The 16731-nt window shown below is 57.6% G+C and carries 19 protein-coding genes and 2 tRNA genes; 9 read left to right on the top strand and 12 right to left on the bottom strand.

All coding sequences use genetic code 11. The features are described 5' to 3' along the window. Positions 1-177 precede the first annotated feature (177 nt). The 3 genes from ATU_RS06025 to ATU_RS06035 all read left to right on the top strand — a co-directional run bounded on the left by ATU_RS06025 (position 178) and on the right by ATU_RS06035 (position 1723). On the top strand, positions 178-459 hold the full coding sequence (locus tag ATU_RS06025; protein WP_035256530.1) for a DUF982 domain-containing protein: 282 nt from the start codon (positions 178-180) through the stop codon (positions 457-459). A 149-nt stretch (positions 460-608) separates the two neighbouring features. Next, positions 609-1166 (top strand): methylated-DNA--[protein]-cysteine S-methyltransferase, encoded by a 558-nt coding sequence (locus ATU_RS06030; RefSeq protein WP_010971480.1) that lies wholly within the window; start codon positions 609-611, stop codon positions 1164-1166. A gap of 113 nt (positions 1167-1279) precedes the next feature. Continuing rightward, a complete protein-coding gene (locus ATU_RS06035; RefSeq protein ID WP_010971481.1) occupies positions 1280-1723 on the top strand; it encodes a TIGR02594 family protein in 444 nt (147 codons plus the stop codon). 56 nt (positions 1724-1779) lie between these two features. Here ATU_RS06035 and ATU_RS06040 read toward each other — a convergent pair whose 3' ends face one another. Continuing rightward, complete coding sequence (locus tag ATU_RS06040) at positions 1780-2019, bottom strand: hypothetical protein (protein ID WP_035256533.1); 240 nt, start codon at positions 2017-2019, stop codon at positions 1780-1782. A gap of 168 nt (positions 2020-2187) precedes the next feature. Between ATU_RS06040 and ATU_RS06045 the strand changes: the two genes are divergently transcribed. Next, entirely contained in the window at positions 2188-2592 is a 405-nt protein-coding gene (locus tag ATU_RS06045; RefSeq protein WP_006312766.1) for a DUF2934 domain-containing protein, read from the top strand. A gap of 966 nt (positions 2593-3558) precedes the next feature. Here the strand turns inward: ATU_RS06045 and ATU_RS06050 are convergent. After that, positions 3559-3633 (bottom strand) — tRNA-Asn (locus tag ATU_RS06050). A gap of 176 nt (positions 3634-3809) precedes the next feature. Here ATU_RS06050 and ATU_RS06055 point away from each other — a divergent pair. Then, a complete protein-coding gene (locus ATU_RS06055) occupies positions 3810-4082 on the top strand; it encodes a hypothetical protein (RefSeq protein ID WP_010971484.1) in 273 nt (90 codons plus the stop codon). A gap of 5 nt (positions 4083-4087) precedes the next feature. On the opposite strand, the gene ATU_RS06060 is transcribed toward ATU_RS06055, so the two are convergent. Next, the gene (locus ATU_RS06060; RefSeq protein WP_010971485.1) at positions 4088-4732 is read right to left on the bottom strand and encodes an exopolysaccharide biosynthesis protein; all 645 of its coding nucleotides are present in this window, start codon (positions 4730-4732) and stop codon (positions 4088-4090) included. 508 nt (positions 4733-5240) lie between these two features. Between ATU_RS06060 and ATU_RS06065 the strand changes: the two genes are divergently transcribed. Beyond that, the gene (locus tag ATU_RS06065) at positions 5241-5828 is read left to right on the top strand and encodes a YqaA family protein (protein ID WP_006312762.1); all 588 of its coding nucleotides are present in this window, start codon (positions 5241-5243) and stop codon (positions 5826-5828) included. A 138-nt stretch (positions 5829-5966) separates the two neighbouring features. Further along, positions 5967-6521 carry a dual specificity protein phosphatase family protein gene (locus tag ATU_RS06070; protein ID WP_035256536.1) on the top strand — a complete coding sequence of 185 codons (555 nt, stop codon included), beginning with the start codon at positions 5967-5969 and terminating at the stop codon, positions 6519-6521. Positions 6522-6736: 215 nt separating this feature from the next. Here the strand turns inward: ATU_RS06070 and ATU_RS06075 are convergent, their stop codons facing one another. The 3 genes from ATU_RS06075 to ATU_RS06085 all read right to left on the bottom strand — a co-directional run bounded on the left by ATU_RS06075 (position 6737) and on the right by ATU_RS06085 (position 7632). Further along, positions 6737-6940 carry a hypothetical protein gene (locus ATU_RS06075; protein WP_035256538.1) on the bottom strand — a complete coding sequence of 68 codons (204 nt, stop codon included), beginning with the start codon at positions 6938-6940 and terminating at the stop codon, positions 6737-6739. A 217-nt stretch (positions 6941-7157) separates the two neighbouring features. Then, entirely contained in the window at positions 7158-7418 is a 261-nt protein-coding gene (locus tag ATU_RS06080; RefSeq protein ID WP_035256542.1) for a hypothetical protein, read from the bottom strand. Positions 7419-7555: 137 nt separating this feature from the next. Next, positions 7556-7632, bottom strand: a tRNA-Pro gene (locus ATU_RS06085). Between the two features lie 229 nt (positions 7633-7861). On the opposite strand from ATU_RS06085, the gene ATU_RS06090 reads away from it, so the two are divergent. Next, positions 7862-8398: a DUF1269 domain-containing protein gene (locus ATU_RS06090; RefSeq protein WP_006312755.1), complete on the top strand. Its 537-nt coding sequence runs from the start codon at positions 7862-7864 to the stop codon at positions 8396-8398. 73 nt (positions 8399-8471) lie between these two features. Here ATU_RS06090 and ATU_RS06095 read toward each other — a convergent pair whose 3' ends face one another. From ATU_RS06095 to uppC, 6 genes are all read right to left on the bottom strand, one after another. Beyond that, the gene (locus ATU_RS06095) at positions 8472-9149 is read right to left on the bottom strand and encodes a hypothetical protein (protein WP_010971488.1); all 678 of its coding nucleotides are present in this window, start codon (positions 9147-9149) and stop codon (positions 8472-8474) included. Positions 9150-9284: 135 nt separating this feature from the next. After that, positions 9285-9434, bottom strand: coding sequence for a hypothetical protein (locus ATU_RS26530; protein ID WP_003496532.1), 150 nt, complete (start codon positions 9432-9434; stop codon positions 9285-9287). 77 nt (positions 9435-9511) lie between these two features. Further along, the gene (gene uppF / locus ATU_RS06100) at positions 9512-10753 is read right to left on the bottom strand and encodes a polysaccharide biosynthesis O-antigen ligase family protein UppF (RefSeq protein ID WP_010971489.1); all 1242 of its coding nucleotides are present in this window, start codon (positions 10751-10753) and stop codon (positions 9512-9514) included. Then, entirely contained in the window at positions 10750-12303 is a 1554-nt protein-coding gene (uppE, locus tag ATU_RS06105) for a polysaccharide biosynthesis glycosyltransferase UppE (RefSeq protein WP_010971490.1), read from the bottom strand. The genes uppF and uppE overlap by 4 nt, the downstream gene beginning before the upstream one ends. A 223-nt stretch (positions 12304-12526) precedes the next feature. Then, the gene (gene uppD, locus ATU_RS06110; protein ID WP_035256785.1) at positions 12527-13669 is read right to left on the bottom strand and encodes a polysaccharide biosynthesis type 4 glycosyltransferase UppD; all 1143 of its coding nucleotides are present in this window, start codon (positions 13667-13669) and stop codon (positions 12527-12529) included. Positions 13670-13685: 16 nt separating this feature from the next. Continuing rightward, entirely contained in the window at positions 13686-14258 is a 573-nt protein-coding gene (gene uppC, locus ATU_RS06115; RefSeq protein ID WP_010971492.1) for a polysaccharide export protein UppC, read from the bottom strand. A 210-nt stretch (positions 14259-14468) separates the two neighbouring features. Between uppC and uppB the strand changes: the two genes are divergently transcribed. After that, positions 14469-16730, top strand: coding sequence for a polysaccharide biosynthesis protein UppB (uppB, locus tag ATU_RS06120; RefSeq protein WP_006312748.1), 2262 nt, complete (start codon positions 14469-14471; stop codon positions 16728-16730). Position 16731: the final 1 nt, after the last annotated feature.

The following is a 16731-nucleotide window of genomic DNA, read 5'->3' on the forward strand; positions in this document are numbered from 1 at the left end:
GTTCACTTCCGCTTGAACGAGTGTTGAACCGCTTTGTTCCGCAAATCGGCTACAATGAGAAGATGGGGCACATGGTTTTTCGAGGGTTATTTTTTCGCTCTTGAAACCACAGGCGGAGGGAACCAACTGGAGGAGCCGGCGTTTGTCGCGGGTTAATGAAGCATGGAAGTGCAATCAATGTTGCTGAATGATGTTAAGTGGGAAAAGCCCGTTACCATATCCCTTCAAAACGGTGCTCCCCGGATTTTCAACGGCGTTTACGAAGCCTTCGATTTTCTCCAGCACGAATGGCCTGCGCGCGGCGACAGGGCGCATGAGCAGGCGTTGCGCCTGTGCCGCGCCTCGCTGATGGGCGACGTGGCGGGTGAAATCGCCCGCACCGCCTTTGTCGCCGCCAGCCGGCAGGCGCATTGCCTGATGGAGGACAAGGCGGAGGCACCGAATACGATCGCATCCTGAGCGTATTCACGACCGATGCACTGGAAGGCCACCCGGCAAAATCGGGTGGCCTTATTTTTTTGAGATAGGCTTTTGGGGAGATCAGGAAACGGGTTGTTTCGGACGCAGGATATGGCATCGTGTGCGCCCGAAAACGGATAATGAATGCGATGACCAACCATTACGGCTATATTGTTTTTCCTACAGCGCTCGGCCATTGCGGCCTCGCATGGGGAAGGCGTGGCATCGCCCGTCTGCAATTGCCTAGTCCTGACGCCGGCGAAACCGAAAAGCTTCTCCTGCGACGTCTGCCGTCATCCACGATTGCGGTGCCGGAAACACGCACGCGCGAAGTGATCGCGATGATCACCCGTTATTTCGGCGGCGAGGCGATCGATTTCACCACCGTGGAGCTCGATCTGGCCGGGCAGGAGCGCTTCTTCCTCGATGTCTACGCGGTTGCGCGGCAGATCGGCTGGGGCCGCACGACGACCTATGGCGGCATCGTGAAAGACCTCGGCCTCAGCATGGAAAAAGCCCGCGATGTCGGTCAGGCCATGGCGAAAAATCCGGTGCCGCTCATCATTCCCTGCCACCGTGTTCTGGCCGCCGGCGGCAGGCTGGGCGGCTTCTCCGCACCTGGCGGAACCACCACCAAATTGCGCATGCTCGATCTTGAAAATGCCGGCCGCAGCCGCGCCGACGAAGCGCAGGGCAGCCTGTTTTAAAGCAATGACAGATCAGTGCGCATGAATAGGCGTCTGATTTTTGCCCATTTCTCGTCAAATTGTCGCTAAATTGTCACAATACACGAGCGCCCTCTAACACAAGGGCGAGACGTTTGAGAGTATCCGCGTTAATTCTATCCGTTGCTTTGTCTTTTACAGTCGTTGCATCAGCCTCGGCAGGCATGCTGAACCAGGCAGAAAAATACACCGGACTGCATGAGTCCAAGAACAACAAGAGCCTCAAGAACATTCTTGGCGCAAATCCGCGCAGCACCCCCTGGTGTGGCCTTTTCCTTCATGCCGTCGCTAGCAAGGCAGGCCGGCAGTCCCCCAAATCCTTTGGATTTGCGAAATCCTGGACATCTTTCGGTTACGCCGTTCCAGTCAATCAGGCCAAACCCGGCGATGTCGTCGTCATTCGCAACGGCCGTGGTTATCATGCCGGCATTCTGAAGAGCATGAGCGGCAAGACGGCCCAGATCCTCGGCGGCAACCAGTCCGGCCGAGTGCAGGTCTCCAATTTCAACCGCAAGGCCATCGTTTCCGTCCGTCGCTGACGACGAGACAGTCTGATAAAGGCGGGCTCTGACCCGCCTTATACATTTCAAGACGCTTATGGCTGCTCCCTGACGCCAGGTGCCGCCTCGCGCTGGTCGTCGTCTTCAAGGTCCGTGGCGACGATGAAGGCATCCTCGTGCTGTCTTGCCGCCTGCCGGCGGGCGCGCAGGTTCATCGATTCATCCGGATAAATCTCGCCGTCCTTGCCGTTCAGTTCACTGTCTGTCTCGAAGCGTGCCACGTCCTCATCGCGAATGTCGAGCGGTTCGGTTTCAGGCTTTTTCGGGGTGGTCATGAAATTATCTCCTGCGGGTTTCTGCAGGACAAACGATCCCAGGTCGATGACGGTTCCCTTCACGCGGAAATGCGCATTCGTTGGGGGCCTGTGCGGAACAAACTCTGGCTTTTTCTGTTTTTTCAGTGGCACAATCGAAACCGGTGCAACAGGAAGAGGAGGTCCGTTATGAGCCATGACCGCGAAGCCGCAATCCGTGAAAAAGCGCGCGCAATATGGGAGAGGGAAGGAAGACCCGACGGGCATCATGAAAGACACTGGATAGAGGCGGAACGGCAGCTTTCCGCAGAAGCGGAAGCAGCAAAGTCAAAAAGCGGGAATGGCGTGAAGAAATCCGCTGCCGCGAAGACTTCGACGGAGAAGGCGCCCGCAAAGAAGACGCCAGCGAAAAAGGCGCCCGCAGCAAAAGCCAAATCTCCGGCGGTGAAATCGCTTGAGAAGGAACAGAAGTCTGGGAAAAACAACAAGGAAGACGATCTGACCGAGAGCCTTGAGGAGAGCTTTCCTGCCAGTGATCCGCCAGCGCTGACCAACGCCGCGAAGGCGACGAAACGGGCGGTCAAGAAAAGCTGATCGTCTGACCGGCGTTTGACTGGGCAGAGACAAAGATCCCCGGGTAGGATCGGACAAATTGCGGCTGTGCGGCGTGTTCACCGAGATATGCGCAGCCGGCGTCTTGGCCGACAGTCACGCAGTTCCTGCCGCGAAGCGCATGTATCGTTTGGCCGGTCACTTGGGCCGGCCAAACTAATGTTGCGGTCGTTAACGGACAATCACGCCGTACATCTGAGTGTCAGAGGGCCCGCGGGGACGGTAACGATAATCACCGCGGTAATCTCGGCGATCGCGCCATTCTCTCTGGTGTCGCCAGTCTCGGCGGTCATAGTCGCGATAATATCTGTCTCGATCATAGGAACGATAAGAGATGCCAGACGAGTAATACCCGCCCGTCCGGTATCCACTGTCGTCAACGCATCCGCTCAGGATGCCAACTGATACAAGGCAGATTGCTGCGGTTAGAAGCTTCATGATCTCGTCTCCCAATGAGCGACTTTAACGCGCCCTGATCTGCTCAGTTCCATTGCCCTGAGAGTGGGACTGTCGTGCTGAACCGCGGCTGAACAAATTTACTTCCGCGATTAGCGCAACACAGCGCCATAACCACAATCAGGAGGACAACATGGCTCGGGAACGCTTTCCTCCGTTCTCGACCCTATGTTAGGCGAGGAGGGCGGCTGGTCTATGCCAAACCGGCCCGCGGTTGTTGCGGAGCATATGAAGGCAATGATGCTGGAAAAGGTCACCAGAAATCTACCGCCGGTCCTGCCAGATACCGCGCAATGAATCTTTCAGCACCTATTTTGAAACATCTTCCGACTTCGTCCGTTTCCCACGTGTAAACGGAAATGTAGCCAAAAAGTATCTGAAATAGCAGCAACAGGATTGGTGAAAGACACCGTCTCGCGAGTATGTGCTAGGTCAGTGGATTATTGCGATGGGATAATGAGCGGTATGTTACTTTTCTCATTCGTAGAAAAGTGGCTCCCCGGGCCGGATTCGAACCGGCGACCTGTCGATTAACAGTCGAATGCTCTACCGCTGAGCTACCAGGGAACGTACGCCGCTTGGCGCGGTGTGAGCGGGGTAATACAAATGCTTTTCCGATTTGCCAAGCGGTTTTTTCAAAAAAAACGCATTCCTCTTGTTTTATATCGCCGGAGCCCCGATTTTCCGGGCTTATCGGCACTGAAAAAATTATCCACAGGCCAGATCAAAAAGGGCAGCAGGGAATGAAATTCGGTATGGACCACAGGACGGGTCGCCTCAACGTCGGAAAATGGAGCCTTGCCATGCCGCGCTCGCGCGTCGGCAGGATCGCCACCGGTTCCGCTCTGGTGGTTGGCGGAACACTTGGGTTTTTGCCGATTCTCGGTTTCTGGATGATTCCGCTCGGTCTCGTCGTGCTCTCCCATGATCTGCCGGCGGTGCGCCGCAGGCGGCGGCGGCTGACGGTGTGGTGGGCATCGCGGCAGAACCGCGAGACCCGCAACAGGGACCGCTGAAGGGCTTAGCTGCCGATAGAGCTGCTGATGCCCTGTCCGGCCCAGAAGGCGGCATAGGCCAGCGCGGTAAAATAAATCGCCGTCAGTCCAAGAAACAGATAACCGCCGAGCACGGTGACGCCATCCCTCTGGATCATCCCGGCGGACAAAAGCAGGATCGCGACACCCGGCAATGTGTTGGAAAAGGGAATAAAGCCAAGCGGCATCATCAACAGCACGCCCGCCGTCATCAGCGCGAGCCCGTTTATCCGGTTTGTGACGACGCCCGTCGTCAGGGCTGGAATGCGCGGGCGGATATAACCATCGAGCTTGGAGACGATTGCGACGCCTTTCTGCAACGCCGGAACAAGCTTTGCTGTTTCCATCTGGCGGTCGAGAATTTTTGCCGGCAGCCATGGCAGGCGGTTCAGCGTGATTGCCAGGCTGACAAGGATGATTGCCGCACCAAAGACCGTGCTGACGCCCGGAATGGAAACCGGAATGAGAAATGGCAGCGACGCGATCGCGCAGATAAGCAAAAGGCCCTGTTCGCCGATCGCTTCCATCAACTCGCGCAACGTGATCGTCTGGCCCTGCAGTTTTGCTATCAGCTTTTCAAGCGTCGTGCTGAGCTTTTCAGACGTGTCAGTGAATGCGAATTCGTTCGTCATGCGACTTCCCGGGAGTTGTTTTACCTCCGGGGTTGATAACATTCATCCGGCCCGATGCCTATCACCGATAGAAACGCAGCCTTCACATTTGGTCGAGTGATCCCGGTAAGATCAGTGCGAAACCCAGCTGCTGTAGGCGCCTGCGAGAAGAACCACCAGCAGTATGACAAGTATGACCGGATTGATTGATGTAACGAAGCTTACATATTCCATGATAACTTCCTCCTCATTCCTCCACCTCTCATTCTACAGCAAAAGGGCGAGTTAATCTACCGCAGGCTGAAATTTCGCATTGCAGCAACCGGCTTTGCTGGGAGCTGGAAATGCTTGGCTTTATGATTTTTTGCGATGCAAAAATAAATCTTCCAACATTTGCCATTCTGTTGCGTTGTGTCTAATCCTCATCCGCAAGCCGGGCGCGTTGGCCTTCGGTTTGCGATCGACAAGCCGCGTGAAGCACCACCGATATGCCTGCCTCCCTTCGCAACATTCTTTCCGGGGACACGAAATGCTGAAAAACATCTATGCATGGACGATGGCGCTCGCCGCGCGCAAAACCGCCGTGTGGTGGCTGGCGATCGTCGCTTTCGTGGAAAGCTCGGTTTTCGTCGTGCCTGCGGATGTGCTTTTCCTGCCCATGGTGCTGGCCAAGCCGAAAAAGGCGATGTTTTACGCGTTGGTGGCAACCGTCGCTTCGGTTCTCGGCGGCATTGCCGGCTGGTTTCTCGGCCATTATGCCTTTGAAAGCATCGCCCGGCCCATTCTTGAATTTTACGGCAAGCTCGACAGCTTCGAGCAACTGAAGAACTCGGTGAACTACGAAACCATCGTTCTGCTGCTGGTGACCTCGGGGCTCGCGCATCTTCCGCCCATCAAGGTCGTGACGATCCTCTCCGGTGCGGCCAATATCAGCCTTGGTCTGTTCATTCTTTCGGCCATCGTCGCACGCGGCGCGCGCTTTTTCATCCTCGCCGGATTGCTGCAGCGATACGGGGAATCGGTGCGCCACTTCATTGAAAAACGTCTCGGTGCCATAACGGCCGCGGCGGCTGCCGCACTCATCGCGATTTATGCGGTTTACGTTTTCGTGCGTTGATCAAACGCAATTTTTTCACTCTTACAATACTGTCGCATATCTTTCAGCTTACTGTCAGAATCTACATGTATCCGTTCTCTCGTCCAATGAGGGAACCGTTTTATTATGCGAAGATTCTGGAAGTGCTCGCTTTGGGGCATGGGTTTTATTGTGCTTGCGGCAGGCGGTTACCTCTATGCGATCCAGCTCCTCGGTAATTTTCACGAGGTTGTCGCGGGACAGTTTTATCGCTCCAACCAGCCCAGCAGTGAAGAGCTGGTTCGTTATACCGAGGATCACGGAATAAAGACCGTGATCAATCTGCGCGGTTCCAACGAAGCGGAGAGCTGGTATCGCGACGAGGTGGAAACGTCGAAGAAGCTCGGCCTGAACCACATCGATTTCGGCATGTCGGCCAGCCGGGAGCTGGACATGAATCAGGTCAATCAGCTGGTTGCCATCATGCGCGATGCGCCGAAACCCATTCTCATCCATTGCAAGTCGGGCGCGGACAGAACCGGCCTTGCGACGGCGCTCTATCTTAGCCGCATCGCACGTCTCGGTGAAGAGGAAGCGGAGAGCCAACTTTCCATTCGTTATGGACATGTCAGCATTCCCTATCTTTCCGCAGCTTATGCCATGGACCGCACCTGGGAAAATGCGGAAAAAATGCCGATCACCGACGACTTCGCTATCGCATCCAACGAATATTGAGCACGGCTTCAGACCTGCGTCGTAGCGGATGCCGTCGCCCTTCTTTATCCCTATATCCAACTAGCGGCTATGTTGCCCTGAAATTGCCCCTTCGTCCTGTGGCCTAACGTCGACAGGGCGGGGGGGGGGCTTTTGCCTGAATGCGTAACGGCTCCATCATGCAGGCTTGCCTGCGTCAGGGCGCCTGCCAGGGGCCGCCTGCGAAGATGGTAATTTTAATCTCGCCCCGTGCCGGGCTTCCATCCGCGTGTATATCCTTTTCCCATGATGGCGACGGCAAGGGAAAGCTGTTCCTGCAAACGCTCGATTTCGCCGAGAAGGGCCTCGATGGCCGCCTTCGCATCGCCGTCGTGACACTGGATAACGTATCCCGCGATGTCGTCAGGCCTGATGGGGATGATTTTTTCAGCGTCGGGCATATTGGGTGACCTCTCTTTTGTTCACTAAATGTTCTAATTTTAGCAGAGAGTCAACAAGGCAATGCGCGCCGTCCTTCCACGGTCGGCCAGGTTAAAATTGAGCTCATAGTTTCGGGGATTTAACCGGAGAACCCCTGAGCAAAAGAAAGGACGATGGAGCTAATGGCCGGCGGGGGACTTGAGCCCAAACTCTAAGGTTTGGTGTCACCGATTCCCGTCAATGCACCGATGGATCCTCGCCATCCAGAAAGCTGCGAATCCCATCTTTCTCACAGGTGGCCAGGAATTCTTCCCAGGCGTCCTTGTCGGTCGCGAAAGGCTCGTCCCAGGTGGTGACGTCGTCGTGCTCGCTGATGACCTCGAGCGCCCAGTCCTGCTGGGTGCCGGCGGGCCGGTAAATATCAACGAGAACGGTGATACCGTCATCCTCAAACTCGCCCGAGAATTCCGAGTGTTCTATTTTTGGTTCTTTTGCCATCTCAGCACACCTGATTATCAAGGCTTGGACAAATGCACACCCGAAACGGGTCTTTTCAATTCGCGCATAGCGCCGTCTACAGATAGCTGAAACAAATATAGCCAGCTCTGGGGGAACTGGCTATCTATCTGATTTAATGGTCGGAGCGGCGGGATTCGAACCCACGACCCCTTGACCCCCAGTCAAGTGCGCTACCGGGCTGCGCTACGCTCCGAACCTGAAAGCCGTTTATATATAAGCCTGTTAGGGCGCAAGCGGAAAATGGTCTTTTCATAAAAAAAGGATCAAAGGGTGTGGACGGCAGGGGAGGGCCGGAAAGGGGCAATGCCTCCCCCAGATGAACAACCGTCAAACGCATGACATATCCTCTTCCCATCATGGCCGGAACAAGCCACCTTGTTTGGCGTTCAATCGCAACGGAATTGAAACTCAGGGAGACAACCATGTCCGAACTCGTCGTTGTTGGTTTTGACGGAACGGAAGAGGCCGATCGGGTCCTTCTGAAGCTTGCAGGTCTGAAAAAGGAATATCTGGTCGATCTGGAGGATGCCGTCGTCGTCGTCCGGGATGAAAACGGCAAGGTGCATCTGAAACAGAGCGTCAATCTGACGGCAATCGGCGCAAGCTCCGGTTTCCTGTCCGGCGGTCTGTGGGGCGGTCTCGTCGGCCTGCTATTCCTCAATCCGCTGGCTGGTTTCGCCATTGGCGGGGCGATTGGCGCCGGCACGGGCGCATTGGCGGGGTCGCTCACGGATTTCGGCATTGATGACGATTTCATCAAGTCGCTGGGTGAAACCATTCCGAATGGCTCCTCGGCGCTCTTTGTGCTGATCCGCAAGGTGCAGCCGGAAAAGGTGCTGGCCGAACTTGAAGGCCTGCGCGGGCGCGTCATCAAGACCTCCCTGTCGCCGGAACAGGAAGCGCAGCTGCAAAAGGCGCTGTCCGGCGGAGGCGAACCGGCTGCCGCGCCAGCGGTCTGAAGGAGAAAAGCAACAACACTGCGGCATGGTCCTCCATGCCGCAGCGTGTCGTTCGGTGTGCCGGAGCCATGGACTAGATAGTCAGGCTGCCATTTTTCGCCTGTGGCCAGGTGAGATAATAATAACGGCTACCGACGCTGCCGAAAAACGCATTGTCACCGGAGATGGTGTCGACATAGGCGCCGCTGGCGCCCTTGGCATAGGTCGAACCATCGCGTTTCAGATGTTCCTTCAGAAAGTCGCTCCATCCAGTCGTGGTGATCTCAATCGAAGGTTTGGAGGTGGTTTCTGTATCGGATGCCACATCCCAGGCTTTGATCTGTAAACCGTCGGCGGGATCGGAGACCGTCAGCGTGCCGGCCTTCAAGGCCTCCAGCATGGCGTTGGCCTGCGATGCCTTGTCCGGATCCTTGCTCAGCTCCTCCAGCATCCCCTTCAGCCCTTTCATGAAATCGGCCTTGGTGATGTCGCCGGAAGAAGGCTGCATATCCGTGACCTCGGTCTGTGTGTCGTCGCCGGAAGCCTGGTCATATTGCGCTAGAAGCTGTGTCAGCCTGGTATTGGTGGAAGAAGAGCTGTCGAGCCCATAGGAGCCGAGAAGGGCCGTCCGCGTCGAAGACGATTGGGCGACGGAACTGTCTTCCTGCTCCTTGATGGCCTTGAGGGCCAGTCTGGTGGCGGTGAGGCGGGTGGAAAGGTCGATGGAGGAGACCATAACGAGCTGTGTCCATGATCGGGCGATACGCATCATTCGTACCGAACCGGCTCGGCGGAAATTTATCCCGCCTTTCGTCTCCTCTCATAAGAAGACCGGGTGCATCCAGGCCATATTTCGGCTTGGGATGCACCCGGTCTTAAAGGCCGGACTTTGCGCGACGCTTGCGGCTTAATTCTCCTGAACGGAAACGCCGTTCGGGCCGATATTCATCTCGATCCCCTTCGGCTTGCTTTCCTCATGCCAGACATAGGCTCCAAGGCCAACGAGGACCACAAGGAGTGCGCCGATGATGAGATAGAGATTATTGGTCTGCGTCATAAGATGTCTCCCCGTTTGACGATCAGAATCGGGGGCTAAACGCATGAAATGGTGTAAGGTTCCGTAAGGGAAGGACTTTATGCGGCGCGCGGGCGGCGGCGCAGGCTTTCACGTTTTTCCAGCGCCATGCATCCCCACAATATGCCGAGCAGCAGGAAGAAATGCCGCCAGTGGTCGGTATCGATGACGGCGCCGATCATCACATGCCCGACGAAGGTCACCCAGGAAATGATCAGGAACGACTGCCAGGGGCGTGGCCGCAGCAGATGTCGGAAACCGGCGGCGATCGTCCAGCAGATGAGGGTGAGATAGATGACGAAACCAAACCAGCCATGGGTAGTCAGGCTTTTCAGCCAGATATTATGTTCGGCGGCGGGAAAGATATCGTCGAACACCATCGGGCCGATGCCGAGCGGATGTTCCATGGCAAGCAGGAAGCCGAGATAGTGGCGGGCAAAACGCCCGAGATGCCCACCATCATAAGATTGCACCGCCGAGGCACGGCTGGAGAACAGATCCGCCACCTGCTTGAACTGCAGCGCGATGATGACAGCCGCGACCATAAGGCCAGCCGCGACGAGGAACAGCACGAGGATTTTCAGGCGAAATGCCGCCGTCCGCTCCTTCAGGAGCATGACGAAGACGAGGAGAATGGTGGCGAACAGAAAAAGGCCCCAGGCCGCGCGTGAAAACGACAGGAATATGCCAAGCGCGAGAATGAGCAGCCCAAGGATGCGCCAGGGCGCATGCATCGCCTTGCCGGTGAGAAGCCCATAGATGAGGTAAAGCGACGGTGTCACCAGAAAGGGACCAAAGACGTTGGGGTCCTGAAAGGCACCTTTGGCACGATCGTAAAGGGTGAAGACCTCAAAGCCCGGAATGGCATGGAAATAACCGATGATGCCAAGCAGCGCGGTGATGAGCGCCGCCGTCAGCCAGGCCCGGAAAATCAACAGTAGCCGCTGGTATTTGTCCTCCACGATCGCCGCATAAAACACCGAGGTCAGCGCCAGAAAGGTCGACACGGCGAGATAGAGCGGTCCCTCATCCAGATCGGCCATCGTGGTGAGCGAAAGATAACCGCCGACGTTGAAGGCAAGCAGCAGGCATAAAAGCAGGACGATGGTGCGCGAAAGGCGAAGGCCGAGCAGGAACCACAAGGCCACCTGTCCCACCATCATCAATTCGTAAGGCGCCGGTTCGGAAATGACGAAACCGGAGAGAAACACCCCAAATGCGATGAAGAACGCGCCGATGAGCCGCATGGTGGCTAAGGGTGCGTCAAAATCCGCCGTGTGCTGGTAACCGGTATGGGTCAATAGGCATTTTCCGATTTCAGCAGCCGGATCGGCGTGAGGAACAGGATCTTCAGATCGAGAAACAGCGACCAGTTCTCGATGTAATAGAGATCATATTCGGTTCGGAACTTGATCTTGTCGCCGTGGTCGATCTCGCCGCGCCAGCCATTGATCTGCGCCCAGCCGGTCACCCCGGGCTTGACCTTGTGGCGGGCGAAATAATGTTCCACCACCTCGGTATATTTCAGATCGCCCGTCTGCGCGTGAACGGCGTGCGGGCGCGGGCCGACCAAAGAGAGGTCGCCGTAGAGAACGTTGAAAAGCTGCGGCAGTTCGTCCATCGAGGATTTGCGCAGGAAGCGGCCAACCGGTGTGACGCGCGGATCGTTCTTCGTGACGGCTTTTTTCGCCGTGGGATCGCTGAGCTCCGTATACATGGAACGGAACTTCCAGACGTTGATGGTCTCATTGTTGAAGCCGTGGCGCTTCTGCTTGAAGAGGACCGGACCTTTGGAGGTCGCTTTCACGGCAATTCCCGCAGCGAGCATCACCGGCCAGAAAAGGGCGATCCCCATGAGGCTGAAGGTGATGTCGAATAGCCGTTTCGCCACCGAATCCCAGTCGCGGATCGGCTTGTCGAACACATCGAGCATAGGCACCTTGCCGACATGCGAATAGGCGCGCGGGCGGAAGCGCAATTTATTGGCATGGGCGGCAATGCGGATATCGACCGGCAAAACCCACAGCTTGCGCAGAAGCTGGAGAATGCGCGCCTCGGCGCTGAGCGGCAGGGCGATGATCAGCATGTCGAGCTTCGTCAGGCGGGCGAATTCCACCAGTTCCGCAAAGGTGCCGAGCTTGGGATAACCGGCGACAACTTCGGGAGACCGCTCGCTTTTCCGGTCGTCGAAAATACCGCAGATGCGGATGTCGTTGTCGGACTGCTGCTCCAGCGAACGGATAAGGTCTCTCGCGGCATCGCCGCCGCCGACGATGACGGCGCGGCGTTCCATCACGCCGTTGCGGCCCCAGTGGCGGATGGCAAAGCCAAGGATCAACCGACCGGCGAAAATCGCGATCGCGCCCGTTGCATACCAGATGGCGAAGGCCTGCCAGGACTGCAGCGTTTCCGGGAAGAAGACGAGAAGGAAACAGGCAATTCCCACGAAGGAAAGGCAGACGGCGCCCTGAATGCGGGCAAACATTTTTAGCGGCGTGCGCAACGTGGGAAGCTGATAGCAATCACCCGCCTGCAGCAGGAAGACGCAGAGTGCCGCACCCAGCACGCCGCCGCTGAAAACCTTCAGGAAGGTTTCAAGGCCGCGATCGGCTGCAATACCGTTGACGACGGCAGCTATGATCACGAGCATCGTGAATTCGAGAAGCCGCAATTGCCCGATCACCATGTTAGGTGAATGGTTACCGGCGCGAAGCTGGTTGGCAATTTGCCGTGCAAGCGGATTGAGAACGATGGTTTCGGATGCCGCAGCACCCCCGGCTTCGTAGTCGGAGAGTTTCTTGCGCAATGACGCCAGATCGAATTGCAGTCTGTCCTTGTCAGTCTTGGTCATTGCTTTGGTCCGCACCCTCTAGCGCATCGGCCCGAAACTCGCATTCGATTTTCGACCGGACGATACGCAACTTCTAAGTGGTAGAGCCTCCCAGTCACGTCTGGATGGTCGAAAGGGCGCTCTACGAGCTGGAAACTAGCCGAAACATGCTAAGAAACGTTTATGATGGATTTCTACAGGACGGCTGGAATATACAATTAAAAATCGTGTTTTTAAAATGACTTTAGGTCGTCAGTAGGTCACGATAGAGTTTCATCATCTCATCGGCCATAACAGGGGTTGAAAATTTCGCCTTAAAGCTGTCGGGATGCGGCATGACCCGCTGCGCCCAGTCGGCATCCGCCGCATCCTTGACCATGGTCCGCGCCAGCGCATCGGCGTCACCGGCCGGAACAAGCGCCTCGCTGTCTTCTCCAAGAACTTCGGGAATACCGCCAACATGCGAGGCGATGACGGTTTTTCCCGCCGCAAGCGCTTCCAGAACGATATAGGGCATAGCTTCCGCGCGCGAAGGCACCACCACCGTGGTGGCGAGTTCGAAGGCCTGTCTGGCGGGCATCGCCGCATGCATGGAAATCCGCCGGGAAAGCCCGGCCGTGGCGATCATCGCCGCATATTTGTCCCTGTCTGGTCCGTCGCCGACGATGACGCCGGACATGGGCTGGCCGATGCTGCGCTCCATTTTTGCGAAGGCCCTGATGAAGACATCCGGCCCCTTAAGGTCACGCAGCATGCCGATATAGAGGAAACGGGCAGCACCGTCGCGGGGAGGGACGGTTTCGAATTCGCTCTCCTGAACGCCGTTATAGATCATCGCGGTGCGGGTGCGCGGCTTGCCGACCTTGGTTTCGTAAGTCTCCTGCTCGAAATTGCAGACGAAACAGAGCGCATCGGTGAAATGCTCCTGAAATCGCTCCAGTCGCAGGAAGAGCTGCCCCTTCAGGCTGTTTCGGGCATAATGCAGGCTGCCGCCATGCGGTGAATAGAGGCGGGCTACGCGATACCTGTTCGCCCGCAGGAGTGAGCCGATCAGCCGGGCAAGAGCGCCACCCTTGGCGCTGTGCCCGTGCAGAATGTCCGGCCGCAAACTTTTGATGTGCTTGTAGGATTTCCACAGCGCCAGGAGGTCGCCGGGGCTGATCGACCGGCGGATGGGCAGGCGGGTGAGGCCAAGCTCCAGCATCGGGGTGATCTGTGCGAAAAGCCGTTCCTCATGCGCACCGCCGGTGGAGCTGTCGCAGACGATGCCGACCTTGTGGCCTTGCCTGACATGTTCCTCGATCAGATCGCGCACATGGCGGAAAACGCCGCCCACGGGTGAGCGGAAACAATGAATGATGCGCAGGGGAGGGCCGTCATCCGACACGTTCACCGCTCCGTTTTCAGAAGAAGCGTTCGCGTACATAGACGGTATCGCCCGCCAGAATTGGCGCGCTGATCCCGATGCGGCCGGTCATCACCTCGGCATTGATCTTGCGGGTAATGTCGACATCCGCCTGGTTGGCGCGCGGGGAAAAACCGCCGGCAATGGCGATGGCGTTTTGCACGGTCATGCCCGGCACATAGGAATATTGGCCGGGACGACCGACTTCACCCATGATGAAGACAGGACGGTAACGGTCGATTTCGATGGTCACGTCGGGATCGCGCAGATACCCCTGCCGGAGCTTGGCGGCGATCGCGGCTTCGAGCTGCGGCAGCGTCTTGCCGCGGGCGGGAACCTGACCGACAAGCGGGAAGGCGACGTAACCCGCCTGATCGACGGTATAGGTATTGGTCAGCCCGACCTGTTCGAAAACGTTGATGCGCAGCCTGTCGCCGCTATCGACGTGATAGGGTTGCAGCGCAGCCTCATTAAATGAGCGCGGTGCGGGTTGATATGCCGCGCAACCGGAAAGGGCCGTTAAAACGGCTAGCGTCAGTGCGGTGACATGTCGTGATCCGGCGAGCGGCATCTCATCTGGCTCCGAGTCGATCTTTGACCATTCTTATCGTTCTGTTAGGGTTAATGGCCGGTAAACATCAGGCGCGAGCGATGGTAATATCGGCTTTATTTCGTCGGATTCTCCGAGATTAACGGTTGTGTTACCGGCAAGACTTAAACTTCGCGAAAATTGGCCATCTATATTTGAGCGCCCGAGGTTTGTCTCGGTTACGGAGCTTGCATGAACGGCGATCGTATTGACGACAGGGATGTGGATATCGACCTTGCGCAACTTGTTGCGGCGATATGGCGACGCAGGGGGCGGATCGCGGCGATCACCCTTCTCTCCGGAGGCGCCGCCTTTGTGGCTGCCAGCATGATGTCGCCTGCCTATAAGGGCGAGGCGCGCGTGCTCATCGAATCCCGTGCGGCCTCTTTCGGCGCGTCGCAGCAGTCAAATGCGCCCGCCGAACCCGTGCTCGATGAATTGACCGTTTCCAGCCAGGTGCAGATCCTGCAATCGGTCGACCTCATCAAGCAGGTCGCGAAAGACATGAAGCTTTATGAGCTTGATGAGTTCGATCCCGAAGCCCATCCTTCCTTCGTCTCGCAGCTACTGGTCGGGGTCGGTCTCAAAAAGGATCCGCTGCAGGTGCTGCCCGAGGAGCGTGTCTTGACGGCTTTCCGGGAGAAGCTGCAGGTCTATCAGGTCGAAAGCTCGCGCGTCATCACGGTCGAATTCTCCTCGAAGGATCCGAAGCTCGCCGCCGCCATCCCCAATGAGATGATGAAGGCCTATATTGCGTTGCAGAGCGGCGCGAAGCTGGGCACCAGCACAGAAGCGGCACGCTGGCTGGAGCCGGAAATCGCCAGTCTGCGCGAGAAGGTGCGCGATGCGGACAGAAAAGTCGCGGATTATCGCGCCTCGTCCGACCTTCTCTCGGCTGGGCAGGGCGAAACGCTCGCCACCCGCCAGCTCAGCGATATCTCTACCGAACTCGGCCGTATCCGTGGCGAGCGCGCCAATGCGGAAGCCCGGGCCGAAGGCGTGCGTAATGCGCTGGCAAGCGGCCGCGCGCTCGATACCTTCCCCGATGTCGTTGCCTCCCCGACGATCCAGAGGCTGAAGGAAAACGAAACGTCGATCCGCAGCCAGATTTCCGATCTCACCTCCTCGTTGCTGGAAGGCCATCCGCGCATCAGGGCGCTGCGCAACCAGCTTGCCGGCATAGAGCGGCAGATTCAGGAAGAGACCCGCAAGGTACTCGCAAGCCTTGAAAACGAGGCAAACCTATCGCGCCTGCGCGAGCGGCAACTCGTTCAGCAACTGAACGTGCTGAAATCGGAAAGCGTGCGCGCCGGCGAACAGCAGGTGGGCCTCAACGATCTCGAGCGCGAGGCCTCGGCCCAGCGGCAGCTCCTCGAAACCTATCTCGCCCGTTATCGCGAAGCGACGTCGCGGGCAGGTTCGGTGGATTCCACGCCGGCCGATGCGCGTGTCATTTCGGCGGCGGTTGAGCCGCGCGAACCCTATTTCCCGAAAACCGGCGCCATCACCATCGTCGTGACGCTCGCAGCCTTTCTGCTCTCCTGTATTGTCGTCATGCTGGTGGAACTCTTCACCGGCCGGGCTCTGAAGCCAGTGGGCCGGAGCCAGGTTCCGCCGCTCTCCGATCCGCCACCGACACGCGCGCGGGTCGAGACGGATGGGGCCACGGATGTGCCGGAACAGCCCGTTACTGCGCGTCACGAGGCAATCCAGCCAGCTCCCCAGGCCATTCCGGTCGCGGCGCACCATAAGGTCGCCGAGGAGGAGCGGCAGATGCCCGTCGCGGCCATGGCTGCGATACCGGCCTTGCCAAAAGAAGAGGTGGTTACAGCTCAAGAGGTGGCGGCAGAAGAGGACGTCGACACGTCAGACGATTTTTCGATCGATGCCGTTGCGGGTTTCCTGACCACGCGGCTTGCCAAACCGGTCGCCGCCGTCGTGTCCCCGGCCGGTGATAGCGGTTCAACCTCAACCGTGATGCTGGCGCGCGCCTTGTCCGAAATGGGCCGATCGGTCGTTCTCGTCGATATGACGGCGTCCGGTTGTCCGACGCGGCTGATGGCACCCGAAGCCGGGCTTCCCGGTGTCATGGACCTTCTGGCCGGTGCGGCCGCCTTTGGTGAAACCATTCACGGAGACCGCCTGTCCGACGCCCATATCGTACCGCGCGGCAATGCCCAGCCGCGTGAGGCCATGCGCGCCATAGACCGCCTGACGATGATCCTCAGCGCGTTGTCGGACGCCTACGATACGGTTCTCGTCGAATGCGGCGCGGTACAGATTGCGAGTCTTGAGAAAATGCTGCGCAATCTGCCGGCGGAAATCATCGTTTCCGTTCCCGGCCGGGATGGTGAGATGCTGGAAAAGACGCTCGATGACCTGGTAGCACAGGGCTATAAGCAGGCGTTACCGATGACGGGTATGCGCAAGCCGGATCATCTGAGCGCCGCCTGAC

The sequence above is a fragment of the Agrobacterium fabrum str. C58 genome (assembly GCF_000092025.1).
Lineage (GTDB): Bacteria > Pseudomonadota > Alphaproteobacteria > Rhizobiales > Rhizobiaceae > Agrobacterium > Agrobacterium fabrum.